Source organism: Glutamicibacter uratoxydans (assembly GCF_050753455.1).
Classification (GTDB): Bacteria; Actinomycetota; Actinomycetes; order Actinomycetales; family Micrococcaceae; genus Glutamicibacter; species Glutamicibacter uratoxydans_A.
In genome coordinates this window covers 280,207-297,081 of record NZ_CP192736.1, presented here as the reverse complement: position 1 = coordinate 297,081, position 16,875 = coordinate 280,207, and the positions used below count along the sequence as shown (strand labels likewise).

13 protein-coding genes, 1 tRNA gene and 1 other RNA gene are annotated in these 16,875 nt (G+C 56.6%); 10 read left to right on the top strand and 5 right to left on the bottom strand.

Features of this window, described 5'->3' with window-relative positions; all coding sequences use genetic code 11:
- Nucleotides 1-154: 154 nt before the first annotated feature.
- The 4 genes from ACQQZ8_RS01435 to ACQQZ8_RS01420 all read right to left on the bottom strand — a co-directional run bounded on the left by ACQQZ8_RS01435 (nt 155) and on the right by ACQQZ8_RS01420 (nt 2,834).
- Nucleotides 155-916, bottom strand: coding sequence for a response regulator transcription factor (locus ACQQZ8_RS01435; RefSeq protein ID WP_431710977.1), 762 nt, complete (start codon nt 914-916; stop codon nt 155-157).
- Between the two features lie 134 nt (nt 917-1,050).
- A complete protein-coding gene (locus ACQQZ8_RS01430; RefSeq protein ID WP_431710976.1) occupies nt 1,051-1,434 on the bottom strand; it encodes a VOC family protein in 384 nt (127 codons plus the stop codon).
- Nucleotides 1,435-1,704: 270 nt separating this feature from the next.
- Nucleotides 1,705-2,334, bottom strand: a complete 630-nt coding sequence (locus tag ACQQZ8_RS01425) for a hypothetical protein (RefSeq protein ID WP_431712107.1) — start codon at nt 2,332-2,334, stop codon at nt 1,705-1,707.
- Nucleotides 2,335-2,749: 415 nt separating this feature from the next.
- A tRNA-Ser gene (locus tag ACQQZ8_RS01420) sits at nt 2,750-2,834 on the bottom strand.
- 232 nt (nt 2,835-3,066) lie between these two features.
- Here ACQQZ8_RS01420 and ACQQZ8_RS01415 point away from each other — a divergent pair.
- The 9 genes from ACQQZ8_RS01415 (at nt 3,067) to ACQQZ8_RS01375 (ending at nt 14,411) form a co-directional block, all read left to right on the top strand.
- Complete coding sequence (locus ACQQZ8_RS01415; RefSeq protein WP_431710975.1) at nt 3,067-4,548, top strand: DUF222 domain-containing protein; 1,482 nt, start codon at nt 3,067-3,069, stop codon at nt 4,546-4,548.
- 96 nt (nt 4,549-4,644) lie between these two features.
- Nucleotides 4,645-4,741, top strand: an RNA gene (ffs, locus tag ACQQZ8_RS01410) — signal recognition particle sRNA small type.
- A gap of 9 nt (nt 4,742-4,750) precedes the next feature.
- Nucleotides 4,751-5,689, top strand: coding sequence for a tRNA glutamyl-Q(34) synthetase GluQRS (gene gluQRS / locus ACQQZ8_RS01405; protein ID WP_431710974.1), 939 nt, complete (start codon nt 4,751-4,753; stop codon nt 5,687-5,689).
- Between the two features lie 9 nt (nt 5,690-5,698).
- The gene (locus ACQQZ8_RS01400; protein WP_431710973.1) at nt 5,699-9,124 is read left to right on the top strand and encodes a DNA polymerase III subunit gamma and tau; all 3,426 of its coding nucleotides are present in this window, start codon (nt 5,699-5,701) and stop codon (nt 9,122-9,124) included.
- 101 nt (nt 9,125-9,225) lie between these two features.
- On the top strand, nt 9,226-9,855 hold the full coding sequence (gene recR / locus ACQQZ8_RS01395) for a recombination mediator RecR (protein WP_431710972.1): 630 nt from the start codon (nt 9,226-9,228) through the stop codon (nt 9,853-9,855).
- Nucleotides 9,856-10,059: 204 nt separating this feature from the next.
- Nucleotides 10,060-11,739: a DHA2 family efflux MFS transporter permease subunit gene (locus tag ACQQZ8_RS01390; RefSeq protein WP_431710971.1), complete on the top strand. Its 1,680-nt coding sequence runs from the start codon at nt 10,060-10,062 to the stop codon at nt 11,737-11,739.
- Between the two features lie 3 nt (nt 11,740-11,742).
- Nucleotides 11,743-12,216, top strand: a complete 474-nt coding sequence (locus ACQQZ8_RS01385; protein WP_431710970.1) for a MarR family winged helix-turn-helix transcriptional regulator — start codon at nt 11,743-11,745, stop codon at nt 12,214-12,216.
- Nucleotides 12,217-12,328: 112 nt separating this feature from the next.
- A complete protein-coding gene (locus tag ACQQZ8_RS01380) occupies nt 12,329-12,877 on the top strand; it encodes a hypothetical protein (protein WP_431710969.1) in 549 nt (182 codons plus the stop codon).
- A 247-nt stretch (nt 12,878-13,124) separates the two neighbouring features.
- On the top strand, nt 13,125-14,411 hold the full coding sequence (locus ACQQZ8_RS01375) for an aspartate kinase (protein WP_431710968.1): 1,287 nt from the start codon (nt 13,125-13,127) through the stop codon (nt 14,409-14,411).
- 91 nt (nt 14,412-14,502) lie between these two features.
- Here the strand turns inward: ACQQZ8_RS01375 and ACQQZ8_RS01370 are convergent, their stop codons facing one another.
- Nucleotides 14,503-15,444 carry a cytochrome b/b6 domain-containing protein gene (locus ACQQZ8_RS01370; protein ID WP_431712106.1) on the bottom strand — a complete coding sequence of 314 codons (942 nt, stop codon included), beginning with the start codon at nt 15,442-15,444 and terminating at the stop codon, nt 14,503-14,505.
- Between the two features lie 398 nt (nt 15,445-15,842).
- On the opposite strand from ACQQZ8_RS01370, the gene ACQQZ8_RS01365 reads away from it, so the two are divergent.
- A complete protein-coding gene (locus ACQQZ8_RS01365; RefSeq protein ID WP_431710967.1) occupies nt 15,843-16,772 on the top strand; it encodes a 3-methyladenine DNA glycosylase in 930 nt (309 codons plus the stop codon).
- Nucleotides 16,773-16,875: the final 103 nt, after the last annotated feature.

Genomic DNA, 16,875 nt, shown 5'->3' with positions numbered 1-16,875 from the left:
ATTGCTGTATGAGTGCGAGTGATAAAACCGTGGACTACTCCCCCAAGAAATCAGCCAGTCACCGTCAAAGCACTCTCGGCCAATGCCGTGACCCTATTCTCAGCTTTAAGACTTAATTTTCGCCGCAATTACTCTCAGGTACAACCTAATCTTGCTAACCTTGTTGTGAGTTCGGCATGCGGTGCTCAACTACCATCCGGTACCCCACGCCGCGCACTGTTTCGATCCACTTGGGATCCCGCGCCGAGTCGCCTAACTTGCGCCGCAGATTAGCAATATGAACTTCAATACTTCGCTGATCCGCCTCGGAAATATAGCTATCCTTATGCTCGTCATAACCGTTGGCATGTCGGGCAAGTTCTTGCTTGCTCCGCACTCTCCCAGGCGGTGACATCAGCACCTGCAGCAACGAAAACTCCGTGGCGGTTAACGGAATGATCTCACCGGAGATCGACACTTCCCATGTACCAGCATTCAGCAGTAGGTCCCCATGCTGTGCGAGCTCCGAAGCTTCCAGCTCAGAAACCTCCGGATGCCTCATCAGACGATCCCGTAACCTCAAGATCGCGTTGACTCGGGCTCGAAACTCTCTGAGGCTAATTGGGCTGACCATGAACTGGTCTGCACCGGCTTCCAACGCAAGTACCGCATCAAATTCGTCTAGCTGATCCATGATGTGGATGATGTGAGCGTTGGTGTGCGATCGCAATCTGCGGATCACTTCATGCGCGTCTAAACCCAGTAGAAGACTCCCCAAGACCACCAAATCGGTATCGGGCTCAACTAGTTGGGTGCCGGTCTGGCGTCCGTCCGATTCCCGCACCATGAATCCGGCATGCCGAAGAACTTCGCTCAGCTCGGCACTAAGCGATTTGTCGTCAAAAATGAGCAGAGCACTGTGCTTCTCATTCATCATCTTCTATGCCCCAACATTCGATGAACGATAAAAACTGTCCCAAGTACAGCCGATACTACCCCAGTGAGCCCATTTCGTCGGCGAAATTGCGCCAATCTGCATGACTTTCATAGCCGAACATGACAATCATCTGTCTATGAAAGCTGAGCAAGGACGCAGAACTCATTACCTTCCGGATCTGCCATCACTACCCACTCACTCTCACCTTGTCCGACATCTACCAAGGATGCGCCTAAGCTCAACAGCCGCGCAACTTCGGTTTGTTGTTTAGTACCTTGGGGCCGTAAGTCCATGTGCAGCCGGTTCTTTACCGCTTTGTCTTCTGGAACTCGCGCAAAAGTCAGCGTGACTGGTATCGAATTGCTTCCACCACTAGGCGGGGCAGCCACTGACGACCCGATGCTGACGAGGTCTTCATCCACGCTAATCACGGCGTAGTCCAACACCTCTTGCCAGAATTGAGCCAACTGACGGGGATTCTTGCAGTCAATACAAAGCTCTGTAAACAGGCTCGCCATGTTGCACCCCTCTCCACATGATCACGGGTGGTCTTGGGGCATAACTTACCAGTTGATGTATGTTCTCAGACGCTTTTCCGGCATAACCCGAATCAGGGGACCCCAAAACGATCGCGCACGGGAAGTGGGAGGCCGTGATTCACCGGCCACACTTTAGCCACAGCCTTTCGAGGTTCCGGGTTTCCTGAAACTATGTTTTGAATGTTCACTGCTCCGAGACCGAGACCGAGACCGAGTTCCGGCGTTTCTGGAACAGGTCTCTAGGATGCGCTATGGGCTGAAGAGGCGCATTTCGATGCAGTCGGAGCGCTCCGCCTCAGACATGATGTCAATAGTTTCGTTGATCAGCTCAACATAGTCTTGATACTCCGACGGAGTCCACCAAACTTTGTTAGGCCAACCAATGGAAGTTGCGACTTTCTTATCCAGAATTAAATGGCGCATTTTCCGGCTATCGGTGGGGCCGGCTGCGAAGTAGAGAAGCTTAGTGAAGAAAGCTGGGCCTAGTCCGTTGAGCCGGTATCGGGCACTTGTATAGAAGGCGTGGTAGGCATCTTCTGCTGCGACCTGCGCGTCTCTCGCTAGCGTAATTCCGCCAAGGAGTTTTTCTCCAGCGTCCCGGTCATTCAATGTGGCAATACGGCGGTAAATATCGCGGGCCTTAGTCCCTGCACCCCAGGAACAGACTGCGACATAGAAGTTCACGGCGTCCTGCACAGTCGCCACTTTGGAGCCCAAATCGAACAGGTCGCCTCGACTCAAAGCGATGCGACCGCGCCCGTCTGTTTCTTCGCTTTGAAGGATGGAAGGAACGGATGGCATACCCTCATCCCACCGATTCAGCCAATGCCGAGGGTAGAACGAAACAGTATGATTCTCGACCTCTATGGCAGTGGGCAATGTCTTCCCGTTGCGTAGTAGCTCTACAACCTCAGTAGTGGATTTTCTGATTCTGGCCAAGTCCCAGCTCCGGTTTCGGTCGGTGTGCAGCGTATGTGCGTCAGCATAGCCGGTTGTTGCGACGATTTAAGTTAGGTTCTGACAAGGTTGCCTAAGGTAGTGAACTCTGTGCACGCTGGCGGGCAATCGTCGCAGGAGCATTACACAGTACTTTCCAATGTCTTTGGCGAATTGTGTTGCTGGTTCTCCGGCTTGGATGAGTATCGCTGCGGTGCGGGTTTAGGAAGCTGTGAAGAGGAGGCATCGTCCGCCGATGTTACATCCGCTAGCACTTACACCGCGTGTAGCCCCTTTATCCAGCGTCCCTGTAAAACGAAAACCCCGGAATTTCAAAGAAATTCCGGGGTTTTCACTGCGGAGGATGGGGGATTTGAACCCCCGAGGGCGTTAACCCAACACGCGTTCCAGGCGTGCGCCATAGGCCGCTAGGCGAATCCTCCAATAGCGCTCTGTAGAGCAGGCTCTAGCATATCGAAATTTTTCACGAAGCACGAATCGGGTCAAACCGGCTCACAAATGCTCCCGACAGGATAGAAAGAACCCCGTAATTCCGGGAATTTTCAACCATTCTCCCCACTTCGAACCAGCCCGAACTAAACTGTCGGACCCATAGAGGATAATGAGGACATGGGAAAGAGAGACGCATTTCACACCGAGGATGATCCTCGGCGAATGGCGATTTTCCCATCCGGTTATCGAGATTTCTGCGGGTCGGATGGGCAATGGTCCGCGCATGTTGAACGCGAAGTGATACTCAGCTCGATGCAAGATTCTTTGCGCAAGCTGCACGCGAAAGAGATCGCTAGCAACACCGGAGAAATCGTCAAGCAACTAAAAATCGCAGCCAAATTGCGCTCTCAACTCGATGCGTTAGAAGCCATTTTGCTGGCAGATGGTCACGAGATGGCGCAACGGGGAATGACCGAAGCCGCAGTGCAAGGCACGCTATTCGAAGATGAGCTGCAAGAAAAGTCTGCTCATCATTATCAGGTCGACCCAAGCGATTCCGAGTTAGTCCGCTCCTCTTTCGTCACGGAGGCCGCCATGGTCTCTCGTCAGCCGCAGCGCGTAGTGCGAAGGAAACTCACCACCGCCGAGGGGCTACGAAATCTCTGCCCAGCGACCCTTGCCGAGCTGTGTCTGGGAAATATCACCACTAAAAGCGCTATTGAGATCGTTTCGAGTGCCCAGGATTTGCAACCCGAACAGGTCGGTCAGCTTGAACAGGTACTTTTGCCGGTCGCGCGGACCAGTACCGACGACACCGTCACTCGTCACGCCAGCAAACTTCGCGCTCGGATGCTGCCGCAAACGGCACAGGAACGGCATGAAAAGGATCATAGATCCCGTTATGTGCGCTGGTGGGCAGAAAAGAACGGAATGGCTCTGGTTCAGGCATATGTCGCTGCCCCGTTCGCTATGGCGTTAGTCAATACGTTGAACTGGCATCGCGAAGATCTAAGGGATCCCAACGATGAACGCACCGATGAGCAGATAAGAGCTGACATTTTCTGCGATGTATTCCTCAACGGATGGCCTGAAACTAAAGGTGCGGCGGCTCGTCCACGAGTCACCATCACAATCCCTGCCGTGGAAATGCTAGTCGACCGCAACCGCTCACTAGCTGATTTGGAAGGTTATGGCCCCATCCCTATGGGTCTAGCGCTTCAAATGGCGAAAGAAGCGCCCTCGTTCCTCAGGGTTCTCACTGATCCTTGGACTGGGGCACCGATTGACATCGGTAGACAGCGTTATCGGCCATCGCAGGTGTTGCGTGACTTCCTCCGAGTCAGAGATGAGCATTGCCGATTCCCCGGTTGTCGAAAGCAACCTGATAACAGCGAAATCGATCATATTAAGGACTGGGCGAAGGGCGGGGAAACCAGCAAACGCAACACTCGGCTCCTCTGCCGCCAGCATCAGATGTACAAACATGCATTGGGCTGGCAGTCCACGTATATGCCTGATGGTTCCGTACTTTGGCGATCCCCTCATGGGGTTATCCAAACGGAACTGCCCGGGAGTATCCGATCTTTGGAGTCCTTTGATCCTGATCCGATTCGCAACCCAATGTTGCCGAGCATCGAAGTCACGGATCAGCTGCGACGGGTTCTAGGGTGGCATGATCCCCCGCCGGAGCGACAAGCCAGCTAAGCAATGGGTTCGGTAGCGCGGCGCTTCGACATAGCAGTGAGAGCAAGGGCACTCATCGCCGATTTTCCTACGACCGTGCTCTCCGGTAGTATTTTCTACGACCCCTCGTGTGGTGTCATCCTGTTGAACTCCCCCAGGACCGGAAGGTAGCAAGGGTAGATGGGCTCTGGCAGGTGCATGAGGGGTCTTTACTTTTCAAAGCATGGTGAATGGAGATTCCTTGGGCGCAGGACGTTACGCCCCTAGCCCTTCTGGGCCTCTTCACCTTGGGAACCTTCGCACCGCCATTCTGGCATGGTTGTTCGCGCGATCCAGCGATCGCGATTTTTTGCTTCGTATCGAAGATCTCGACCGAGTCCGCGCCGGGGCTGAACAGCTTCAACTCAAGGAGCTGGCCGACCTCGGGCTGACTTTCGATGGTCCAGTGATCCGTCAGCATGAGCGTCTCGACTCCTACCTCAAGGTCGTTGATCAGCTCCGAGCTCAAGGTCTGGTCTATGAGTGTTTTTGTTCTCGCAAAGACATTCTTGAGGCGGGTTCCGCACCGCATGCCGCCCCTGGCGCCTACCCTGGCACATGTCGTGAGCTGACGGAGAAACAGCGCGCCGAAAAAGCGCTTGAGCGTCCGGCGGCGTTACGTTTGCGCTCTAAGGTCTCCAGCTTCACCATCACCGATCAGCTCCATGGAGAATATTCTGGATTGGTCGATGATTTCGTATTGCTGCGCAATGACGGAACTCCGGCTTATAACCTCGCAGTCGTCGTCGATGATGGCCAGTCCGGGGTCGATCAGGTGGTCCGCGGTGACGACCTCCTGACCTCTTCCCCGCGTCAGGCCTATCTCGCGTCCCTCTTGGATTTGCCGATTCCCAGCTACGCACATGTGCCGTTAGCCTTGAATACCGATGGCAAACGCTTGGCCAAGCGAGACGGTTCAGTGACTCTCGAAGACCTTTCCGAAAGAGGCATCAATCCAGCCCAAGTACGGGAGCTCTTGCTAGAGTCGTTGGGCTTGCCCGCTGAATCTTTGGATGCTGCGTTACGGGCATTTGACCCGGCACAGCTACCCAGAGAACCATGGATTGTGCGGCCAGAAGAAATAGTTCAACAGCTGATGCCTAACGCATCGCATAACGGATAGGGTACCGGTGTGAGTACAGCGCTTTACCGTAGATATCGTCCTGACACCTTCACCGACGTTATCGGGCAAGAGCACGTGACCACTCCGTTGATGACGGCGCTAGCCAAGGACCGGGTTAACCACGCGTACCTGTTCTCTGGCCCTCGCGGTTGCGGCAAGACCACCAGTGCGCGCATCTTGGCTCGTTGCCTGAACTGTGCGCAGGGCCCTACCCCTACCCCGTGCGGAAATTGTGAAAGCTGTGTCGAGCTAGCCAGCGGTGGCCCCGGATCACTCGACGTTATCGAGATCGATGCCGCTAGTCACGGTGGTGTCGAAGATGCACGCGATCTGCGTGAACGCGCCACCTTCGCGCCTGCCCGTGATCGCTTTAAGATCTTCATCATCGACGAAGCACATATGGTTACCTCCGCTGGCTTCAACGCACTGCTGAAAATCGTTGAAGAACCCCCGGCCCATATTAAGTTCATCTTCGCCACGACCGAACCGGACAAGGTCATTGGGACCATTCGTTCGCGTACCCATCACTACCCGTTCCGACTAGTGCCACCAGAGGCCTTGCTGGAATACCTCAAGACGCTGTGTGTACGCGAAAACGTTGAAGTCGCCGACGGAGTGTTACCACTGGTTATCCGTGCCGGCGGTGGCTCGGTTCGTGACACCCTCTCGGTTCTGGATCAATTAATGGCTGGTGCAACGGCCAACGGCGTGGATTACGAAACCGCGGTATCACTGCTGGGCTACACCCACGCCACGCTTCTTGATGAAGTGGCTCTTGCGCTGCATGAGAATGATGGGGCCTCACTCTTCAGCGCCATCAATCGAATCGTGCAAACTGGACTGGATCCACGACGCTTCGTTGAAGATCTGCTCGAACGCTTCCGCGACTTAATCATTGCGAAGGCCGTCCCAGCGGGCGTGGAAAAGATCCTGCGCGGGATGCCCGCCGATCAGTTGCAGAGCTTGTCTGATCAAGCAGCACTTTTCGGTGCTTCCGAGCTCAGCCGTTGGGCTGATGTGACTAATCAAGCGCTAACGGAAATGACCGGGGCGACTTCCCCTCGGCTGCATCTTGAACTCCTTGCGGCAAGGCTCCTGTTACCGGGCTCCGACGACAGCGCAAGCTCGGTCGCGGCTCGTCTAGACCGACTTGAACGCCATGCCATGACCGGTGGCGGTCTTCCCGATCTTCCTACACAGCAGGACAGCCCTGCTGCCCCAAGCGGTTACCGCCCTTCGCCCGAATCCAACCGCCAAGGAGCCGCCGCGGTACGCGAAGCATTAGCCGCAGCCCGCGCACGTGCGCAGGGAATCTCGCCGGAAGCTGACGACGCCTCACCGCCGGATGCGCCTTCCCAGCCTGCACCCGCGGCACAAGAGCCCCAAGTAGTCGTCGATCCACGTGCTTCTGAAGTCCCCCAAGCGCAGCCACAGCCCGAGCCGGCTGCGGAATCCGATCCCCTGAAAGACAGCGGGACGCTGAACACTGGAGCGGATGCAGATTGGGGAGCCACTTGGGGTCCCATTGATGATCAACCAAACAATCCTGTCACCACCCAAGTCACTCCGACTCCAAGCGTGCCCGCAGATCGTCCGGCGGGTGTTTCGCCGTTCAGTTTGGTGCCGGACCCGAATAGCGGGGAGGATCTCTCCTTCGGAACCGGAGTACCCATTGATGACGTTAAACAAAACGCAGCAATGGCAGAGTTCGCCAAACGTGCTGCGGAGCAGCGTTCACAGCAGCAACCCGCGGCACAGCAGGTAAATCAAGCTGCGCAGGCCGCGCAGCAACAACCTGCGACAAATGACACTGCGGAGCATCAGGTCACCCTTCAGCGCCAAGCCGAGGAACAAGCGCGCCGCGAGCAAACCCAACGCGACGAGGCCGCACGCCAACAAGCCCAACGCGATGCCGAACAACAGCGCCAAGCCGAGGAACAAGCACGCCGCGAACAAGCCCAACGCGAAGAAGCAGCACGCCAACAACGCGACGCCGCGCAACTCGCCGAACAACAACGGCAAGCCGAAGAACAAACGCGCCGCGAAGCACAGCGTCAACAGCCCCCTCAGCAGCCTGTCAGTGCACCGCCGGGCCAGGGCGGATCCGTTCAGGCCTTCCAGCAAGCTTGGCCGACAATCTTGGAGCAGGTACAAGGCAATTCAAGGGTGCTGCACTCGATGATTGCGAACTATGCTCAGGTCGCTGGTTTTGACGGACGCACCCTAACCTTGGCGTTCTCTGCCTCCGGGCCTTTGGTGAACCTGCGTAACCGGCCGGACATGATGGGTCTGCTGACTAACACGATATCTCAAGTCATGCGACAACAGGTTGACGTCGTTATCACCGAGGGCGGTTCGGCTCCAGCCGGTGGTGGTTCCCCAAAAGGTGAACGCCGGCCACAGCCGGCGTCCGCCCCAGTAGTTGATCGTGCACAGAGCAACAAGGCGGATGCATCTGCGTCTCAGGCGGTAGCCCCGCACTCGGCGGTTGCGGCATCTTCACAAGCGCCAAGGCACAGGCCTGAACCCGCGCCCACTGATGTCCCTAGCGACGAACCACCGTATCTGGATGAGCCACCCTTCGACCCCTATGTCGATGCCTACCCACCGGAAGATCCGGGCTATAACCAAGAGCGTTTCGTGTCCCGGGACGCTACGGCTTCGGATCCGACGCAGCAGCAATCGGTAAAACCTGCTCCGGTCACATCGCCGCGCCCGGAAACCTCCGGCAATCCAGCCCCGCGAACTACCCGAACCTTTGACGGTCCACCCATCGCTCCCCCTCCTCGGATGACCGCGGGTATGGCGGCTCGACAGGAAGAAGTCGACGCGCCCCCATTCCCGGTAACCCAAGCTCAAGTTTTCAGCCGGCCGGTCAGCGATGTTCCATTGCGTCCGGGAAGCACCACAGATTCGTTCCCGCAGAGCGTTCAGGCTATTGCCGAAGCCGAGGCTGCCAGCTCAACACCCGTGGTTCGCCCGCAAGAACAGCCACTTGCCACACCGGTTGCGCCACCGCCCGCGGAACCAACCGTTACGCGGCCGCCGAGTAGTCAGCCTCCGACAACAACCACCTCAACATGGGGTCAGCCTCAAGATCTTACGCCGCCGGTTGACCCGCCTCTGGCGGCTGCGCCAGCGGTAGGTCAGAAGCTCAGTCGCTACCAGCAACTGATGAACCAGTCCAAGGGTGCTGCAAACACGCCGGTGGAAACTAGCGGCGGCTCTTGGGGGCAACCGCAACCTTCGGTCCCCCGGCGCCAGACACCACAACCGACTCCAGAGCCCGAGGAATTCGTTCCGAGCGATGATGACATCGCGGTCGAGGATTCCGCGTTGATCGGTGTTCCGGCGATCGAGCGTCTGCTCGATGGCATGGTTATCGAGCAACGCGATGCAAACGGCAACATTGTCGAAATCCGACGCAACATCTAATCCGCTGTCGAGGTGTCGGTGCGAGACGCTAATCTAGAAGGTGGTGTTGCTGGCCGTTATGGGCCATCCGGTGCCACTACCCCCATGGAAAGAGAGCAGCAGTGTACGAAGGTGCAGTTCAGGATCTGATCGATGAGCTCGGTCGGCTTCCCGGGATCGGCCCCAAGTCAGCTCAACGCATCGCTTTCCACATTTTGGATGCCGATCCCGCGGATATGACGAAGCTGGCCGCGGCCATTCAAACGGTGAAAGAAAAGGTCCGCTTTTGCGAGATCTGTTTCAACATCACCGAGCAGGACATCTGCGCTATCTGCCGTGATGAACGACGTGATGGCAGCAAGATATGCATCGTGGAAGAGTCCAAGGATGTGCTTGCCATCGAGCGGACGCGTGCCTACGCCGGCCGGTATCACGTCTTGGGTGGATCGATTAACCCGATTCAGGGAATCGGCCCGGAACAGCTTCGTATCCGGGAGCTACTCGCCCGCCTGGGCGATGAATCAATCACCGAACTGATTGTGGCTACCGACCCGAACCTTGAAGGTGAAGCCACCGCAACCTATTTGATTCGCGCGCTTCGCCCCTTGGGGATCAGCATCACGCGTCTAGCTTCCGGCCTACCCGTGGGTGGCGATTTGGAATACGCCGATGAAGTCACCTTGGCTCGCGCCTTCGAAGGACGTCGCGACACGGCCCCTTCCGCCTCGGTAACCCCGTCCAGCGATTCCTAGCTTAGGGCCCGCTACCAAAAAGCTTCAGTCTGCAAAGCCGCCTGCTCACCGTATGTCACGGTGGGAGGCGGTTTTCTGGTCTTCGACCTCCACATCGAGAAATGTCCCGGGGGTCACCGCCGCGTGTGTAGTCCAACATTTTAGTTGATAGATATCAACCATTATTATACAGTTGAGATAAATCAACTATTTCTTTGGAGTGTTATGCCCCCGATCCCCGCCGTGGCCGAAGCGCCGCGCATGACCCACCGCGAGGTCATGCAAGCACTAACCGGACTGCTCCTTGGCATGTTCGTCTCAATTTTGGCTGGAACCGTTGTTTCCAGCTCGTTGCCCGTTATCGTCTCCGACCTGAACGGCAGCCAGACCGCCTACACGTGGGTCATTACCGCGACCTTGCTCGCGACGACCATCTCCACCCCTATTTGGGGCAAACTAGCCGACATTAGTAACCGTAAGCTGCTACTGCAGCTGTCGATGATCATGTTCGTATTGGCCTCAGCAGCCGCAGGTTTTGCCCAGGACACTAACTTCTTGATCGCCATGCGGATCATTCAGGGCCTGGCAGGTGGCGGCATGGGCGCGTTGAGTCAGATCGTCATGGCGGACATCCTTTCACCACGTGAGCGTGGCAAGTACATGGGCCTGTTCGGTGCTGTGATGGCCGTTGGTACCGTCGGCGGTCCACTCATTGGCGGATTCATTACCGACACCATCAACTGGCGTTGGAACTTCTTCGTCGCGCTGCCGGTGGCCATCGTTGCCGTGATCATTATCCAGCGCACACTGCACCTGCCAGCGATCGCCAAGCGCGCCGTGAAGATCGACTACTTGGGCATCATCTTGCTCTCCACCGGTGTGGCGCTGCTACTGATCTGGATGTCACTGGGCGGTAGCGAATTCGATTGGGCCTCGACAACGAGTTACCTCATGATTGGTGGCGCAGTACTTTCTCTGGGTCTATTTGTCTTGGTGGAATTCAAGGCAGAGGAGCCGCTGATCAACCTCGGCTTGTTTGCCAATCGCACCTTTACCTTCGCGGTGATTGCTTCGCTTGCCGTTGGCATCTCCATGTTTGGCACCTCGGTATTCCTTAGCCAGTACATGATCATGGCCCGTGGCGCTAGCGCCACTCAAGCCGGCCTGATGACTTTCCCAATGATGGCCGGACTACTGATTATCTCCACCGGCGCAGGCTGGATGATCTCGAAGTATGGCCGCTGGAAAATGCTGGTGGTTATCGGATCGGTGCTACAAGCAGCAGGGCTATTCCTCTTAGGAACCATTCATTACGACACCAGCTTCGTCCTCGTAGGCATTTATATGTTTATTCTGGGTTCCGGCGTTGGCCTAGTCATGCAGAATATGGTGCTGGTTGTGCAGAACGCTGTCCCGCAGAAGGAATTGGGCGTGGCTTCCTCCGCGGTCACTTTCTTCCGCACCTTGGGTGGCACCGCAGGTACCGCAGGTTTGGGTGCGGTTCTTGCCGCAAGCGTTCCTGCGATGATCGCCGAACGCAAAACCGAACTGACCAATGCGCTGGCCGCCTTGGGTGATCAAGCCGCCGAGGTGGGCGCCGCACTGAGCTCCGGCTCGCTACCCGATGTCACGGCCCTTCCTGGCCCAATCCAGTTGATCATTGAATCAACTTACGGCGATGCGGTCGCTGGCCTGTTCGCCTTGGCCGCTCCACTGAGCCTGATTACCATCGTGGCAGTGCTACTGATCCCTAACCAGTCGTTGAGCAACCAGACCCGCGCCGAAAGGCTCAAGGAAGAACAAGCTGCTGAGAGCGGCATGGTTCGTAGCGAAGAACCCGCGGTCGTCTCGGCTGTTAGCACCGGCACTGTGACTGGTGAACGCAAAGAAGCAACCGACGGGTAACAGATGCCCAACATCGTAGCGGTGTCCACAGACTCGCAAATTACCGAGCAAATGTTTGAGGCACTTAATCAGCAGCTACTCCAACTGCAGATTGCTAACGCCCACGCCAAGCGCGAGTTCGCAACTATGCTGCAAGAGGATCTCCCACCGGCTGCTGTGCCCGTATTGGCGCTCGCACTACAGCACGACCAGATCTCGCAGTTCGAGATTGCCGAACGCCTAATGGTGGACAAGGCGAGCCTGTCGCGGCTGGTCACTCGCTTAGAAGCAGCGGGATTCCTCACCCGCACGCTTGATTCGGAAGATCGCCGTGTCACCCGCATCAGTGCAACTGAGCTAGCCGCCTCCAGATGGGAGAGCGTCATGCAGTCTCATCAAACCCAGTGGAAAGCCCGGATGCAGGATTGGCCTGTGGAGGATATTGATCAGTTGATTTCGCTGCTCTCCCGACTAAACATCGAGTTTCGACAACGTTAGTCCGTAAAGTTACCCCAAAGTGCGGGGACGAGAATTATTTTCTTGTCCCCGCACTTTTTGGGTTTACTCATCAACCGGTGACAACACCGCGCCCAGCGCTCTACAGTCAATTATGAGCAAAGCCAGCAATGTGTCCGCCATCGAACGTGCTACCGGCCTGCAGTGGGATGTCTGGGTGCAATACTTGAAATCTTGCAATGCCGCGAACCAGCCGCACCGAATTATCGCCCAACTAGCAGAGAAAAAGTTAGATTCTTCGGTTCCGAATCCCGGCTGGTGGGCACAGGCAGTAGCGGTGGCCTATGAACAGCACATTGGTCGCAGATTGCCCGGACAAGCTGCGGATGGCAGCTTCCAGTTCTCCCTCAGCCGCACCTTCGACGCAGACTTGGATACAACGTTGGAACGCTGGACACAGACGGTCGGCTCCATGCCGAATTTCCACGGGAAGGCCGCCACCGGCCAGCCACACATTAGCAGCAGCGAAAAATGGCGCTATTGGCGCGTTGCGTTGCAAGACGGAACCATGATCTCGGTCGACATTGGTCGCAAGGGTGAAAAGACCTCTTTGGTGATCAATCACCGCAAGCATCCGGATCCCGATCAAATTCCGAGCTGGAGGGACTTTTGGCGTTCGCTCTTGGACTCGATGAGCCAATAATCCACTCTTTGCCCGACCCAAAACGGGTTTAATGAGGATTATTGACAGCTATGTGTCCTGCGGCTGGACAATATGACTAATGTTAAGCACATCAACTAGGTCAAGCGGGCCGCGGCTGTCACAATAGGAAGCTGAAAGTAGGGTCGAGTTTCTCCGGCACTTTCCGGAAGAGTCACCTCGGCCTCCTCATGGTTGTTTTTGATCTCGCGGTTGAGAACAACGTTCATCAGTTGGAGTGTGCTTGCCCATGAGCCTGATTGTCCAAAAGTTTGGCGGTTCCTCGGTCTCGGATGCCGAAGGTATTAAGCGTGTTGCGCGTCGAATTATTGACACCAAGGCCGCCGGTAATGATGTTGTCGTGGTGGTTTCCGCCATGGGTGACACCACCGATGAACTGCTGGACTTAGCCGCGCAGCTCACCAGCGATGCCCCAGCCCGCGAAATGGATATGTTGCTCTCCGCCGGCGAACGCATCTCCATGGCACTGCTAGCCATGGCCATTGACGAACTGGGCGAAAAAGCTGCATCCTTCACCGGTTCACAGGCCGGTTTGATCACCGATGCCAGCCACGGTATGGCTCGCATTATGGAGGTCTCCCCGCAACGCGTACACCGTGCGATCGAACGTGGCTATGTCGCTATCGTCGCCGGTTTCCAGGGGATGAGCAAGGAAACCAAGAACATCACCACGATGGGTCGCGGTGGCTCAGATACCACTGCCGTGGCATTGGCGGCCGCACTGGGTGCCGATGTCTGCGAAATCTACACCGATGTGGACGGCGTGTTCACCGCCGATCCCCGCGTCGCGCCAGCAGCCCGCAAGATCGATAAGATCTCCAGCGAAGAAATGCTAGAAATGGCCGCCAGCGGGTCTAAAATTCTGCACCTGCGCTGCGTGGAATACGCCCGCCGCTTCGGCGTTCCGCTACACGTACGCTCCTCATTCAGCACCAACGAGGGTACCTGGGTTATTCCCAACCCCGACGACAAGATCACCATCCAAGAGGGAGAACCCATGGAACAGCCAATCATCTCCGGTGTCGCCCACGACCACTCCGAAGCCAAGGTCACCGTCATCGGCGTTCCGGACATTCCTGGCAAGGCTGCCCAGATTTTCGGTGTGATTGCCGCTGCCAAGGCCAATATCGACATGATCGTGCAGAACATCTCCACCCGCGGTTCGGGGAAGACCGATATCTCCTTCACCTTACCGATGACTGAGGGCAAGCGCGTGCTAGATGCGCTGAACACTGCCAAGGGTGAAATCGGTTTCGAGGATTTGGAATACAACGAAGAGGTCGGCAAGCTCTCGCTGATCGGTGCCGGCATGCGTTCGAACCCTGGGGTTTCCTTCACGTTCTTCGAGGCCCTGCATCAGGCCGGAGTCAATGTGGACATGATCTCCACCTCGGAGATCCGGATCTCGGTTGTTACTGATGCCGACAAGCTCAACGACGCGGTCCGAGCCATCCACACGGCCTTCAACTTGGACGCCGATGTGGAAGCAACCGTTTACGGTGGCACCGGACGCTAAGTTTCGACAACTCAGCACAAGACAAAAGATCGCCTCGACCGTTCACCGAAACGGTCGAGGCGATCTTTCGTCTTAGGTCGAAGCCCGCTGCTTAGCGGCTGAGCTTGCCGCTCAAGGCGGCGATCGGACGCAGGAAGATAGGCCGGGCCAAAACCCAAGCCACCGCGATCACTAGCACCGAGCCAAGGAAGATCCAGAACCCCAGCCAGCCGGTGTCATCGCGCGAGGCGTACATGTGGTTGAGGTTGCGCAGCGCGCCGGTGGTAAAGACTAGCACCACATGCACCACGATGAACATCACGAAGAACAGCATCGTTGGCAAGTGAATCGCCCGAGCCAACTCCATCTTGTAGATCTTGTTCAGCTTCCAGTCCTTCGGCCAGGCGTTGGACATTCGCAACCCGGTAATGACCGCCAGTGGAGCGGCCACGAAGACCACTAGGAAGTAGGCGATAACCTGCAGTGCGTTGTAGTTGGTCCACCCATTCTCCAGTGGCCAGTCGAAGGAGGCATACTGCAAGGCCGAAGAAAGCGCGTTGGGGAATATATCCCAATGCGTGGGCACGATGCGCATCCATTGCCCGGTGATGAATAGCATCACGTAAAAGACCAATCCATTGAGCACCCAAAGCGCATCCAGGCTCAAATGTAGCCAGAGTTCCAAGCTGATCTTCTTCGGCGTTCCCTTGGTCTTGATCAGACCCTTGTTGTTTCGGGTCCAGAAGGTTTTAGGCCGCTCGGTGGTTCGGACTTGCCACCCAGTACGAATAATCAGCACTATCAGGAACATATTCAGAAAGTGCTGCCACCCCAACCACGCCGGCAAACCAACCGGGGCGTTATCAGGCAGTGTGGCGTGCCCGGGATATTGGGAAATAAATTCTTGCACCGGCTCCAGTGTGCGCAACCAGCGTGCCAGCAACACCACAAGGGCTGCCAGCACGAGGAGGGAGACCACCGTGAGTACCGGCTTCATCCATGCTGGAGCGCCAGCTTTTCCGGCACCTGACGGTTTACCACCGCGAAGAGACATCACTGATTTATTCTTCCTTCGAACGTGTGCTGATCGAACCAATCTTAACTAAGTTATCGCTTTAGCGTCAGATAACGGTGTTCGGGCGTCCCTCGAGTTCCGTCACCTCGTTGCAGTTCCCCTACCGCATTGCCCAGTACTGCCGAAACTAGCGAGGTGTGTTGTGAATGCTGCTGGACGTCGTGACGCTCACCGGCCAGCCGATATAGCAATCCAGTCTGCGTTGGTTCCCGCTAATTCTGTGGCTCTTCGGTCTGCTCCAGCTGGGCTAACAGTTTCTCCCGGGGCCGCCCCGTGTCCGCTAAGCCGCACGGGCACGGGAGTCTAGTGCTGTGCGGGCTGTGAACTGTACGACGAAAGCTGGCAGCCTTAGGCATTCACCTTGGATAATGGAAGTCATGTCCGTTTCCGCGCTCGTTGAATTGCCCGCCGCACAGTGGAGTGAGCTTGCCGCCGCTCATCAGCGGCGAGCTCGGCGTTTTGGCGAGCCCTTTACTACCCGGCGAATGACCGGCGCTAAGCATCCCATCGAAGACTTCCTGTTCACCTACTACACGCAGAAGCCAGGGCAGCTCTATCGGTGGCATCCCGGAGCTGGGGTGCGGTTAGTCGGCCAACAGGCCCGTGATTACCAAGAAGTGAAGTTCTATCGCTTCACTGAAGCCGGCCCAGACTCTTATGCAGAGGTGGACGTCCCGGCCTTCGCTGCGGCACGCGCCCGGATGATTGAGTTTGCGCGAATTTTGCTGAGTAAAACTAGCCAACGTCAGGCAAATTTTGCGTGCTTCGGTCTGCATGAATGGGCGATGGCCTATAAGTCAGAAGTCAACGGGATCCGTCACGATTATCTCCCATTGCGCTTGGGTGCGCGTGGAACCGATCGGGTGGTGGAGGAACACCGAATCCGTTGCACGCACTTTGATGCGTTCCGTTTTTACTCGCCGCAGGCCGTGGAACTCAATGAGTTGCAACCAACACGTGAAACACAACGAGACTTGGAGCAGCCGGGCTGTCTGCACGCGAATATGGACCTGTATAAGTGGGCTTATAAGTTGCTGCCGCTGGTCCCCAGCGAGCTGATGATGGATTGCTTCGAGCTGGCGTGGGACATCCGCACCATGGACATGCAGGCTTCACCCTATGATTTGGCCGAATGGGGTTATGCGGCCATCCGCATTGAGAGCCCCGAAGGTAAGGCCGAATACGTGCGTGCACAAAAACGTTTTGCGCAGCGTGCTGAAGTCTTGCGCACCCGGCTACTCGACGTAGTGAATTCGATCAAATTACCGACGGGCTCCACTGAGACTGTGACCCAAGAGGGGCGTTGAACGGGCGCACCCCGACACAGCTGTGCTGACCGCGTAACTCAGAGCCAGCTTCGGACTAACCGGCCAGATGCTGAATTCACAGCGAATTGCCTAGTCTCGAACT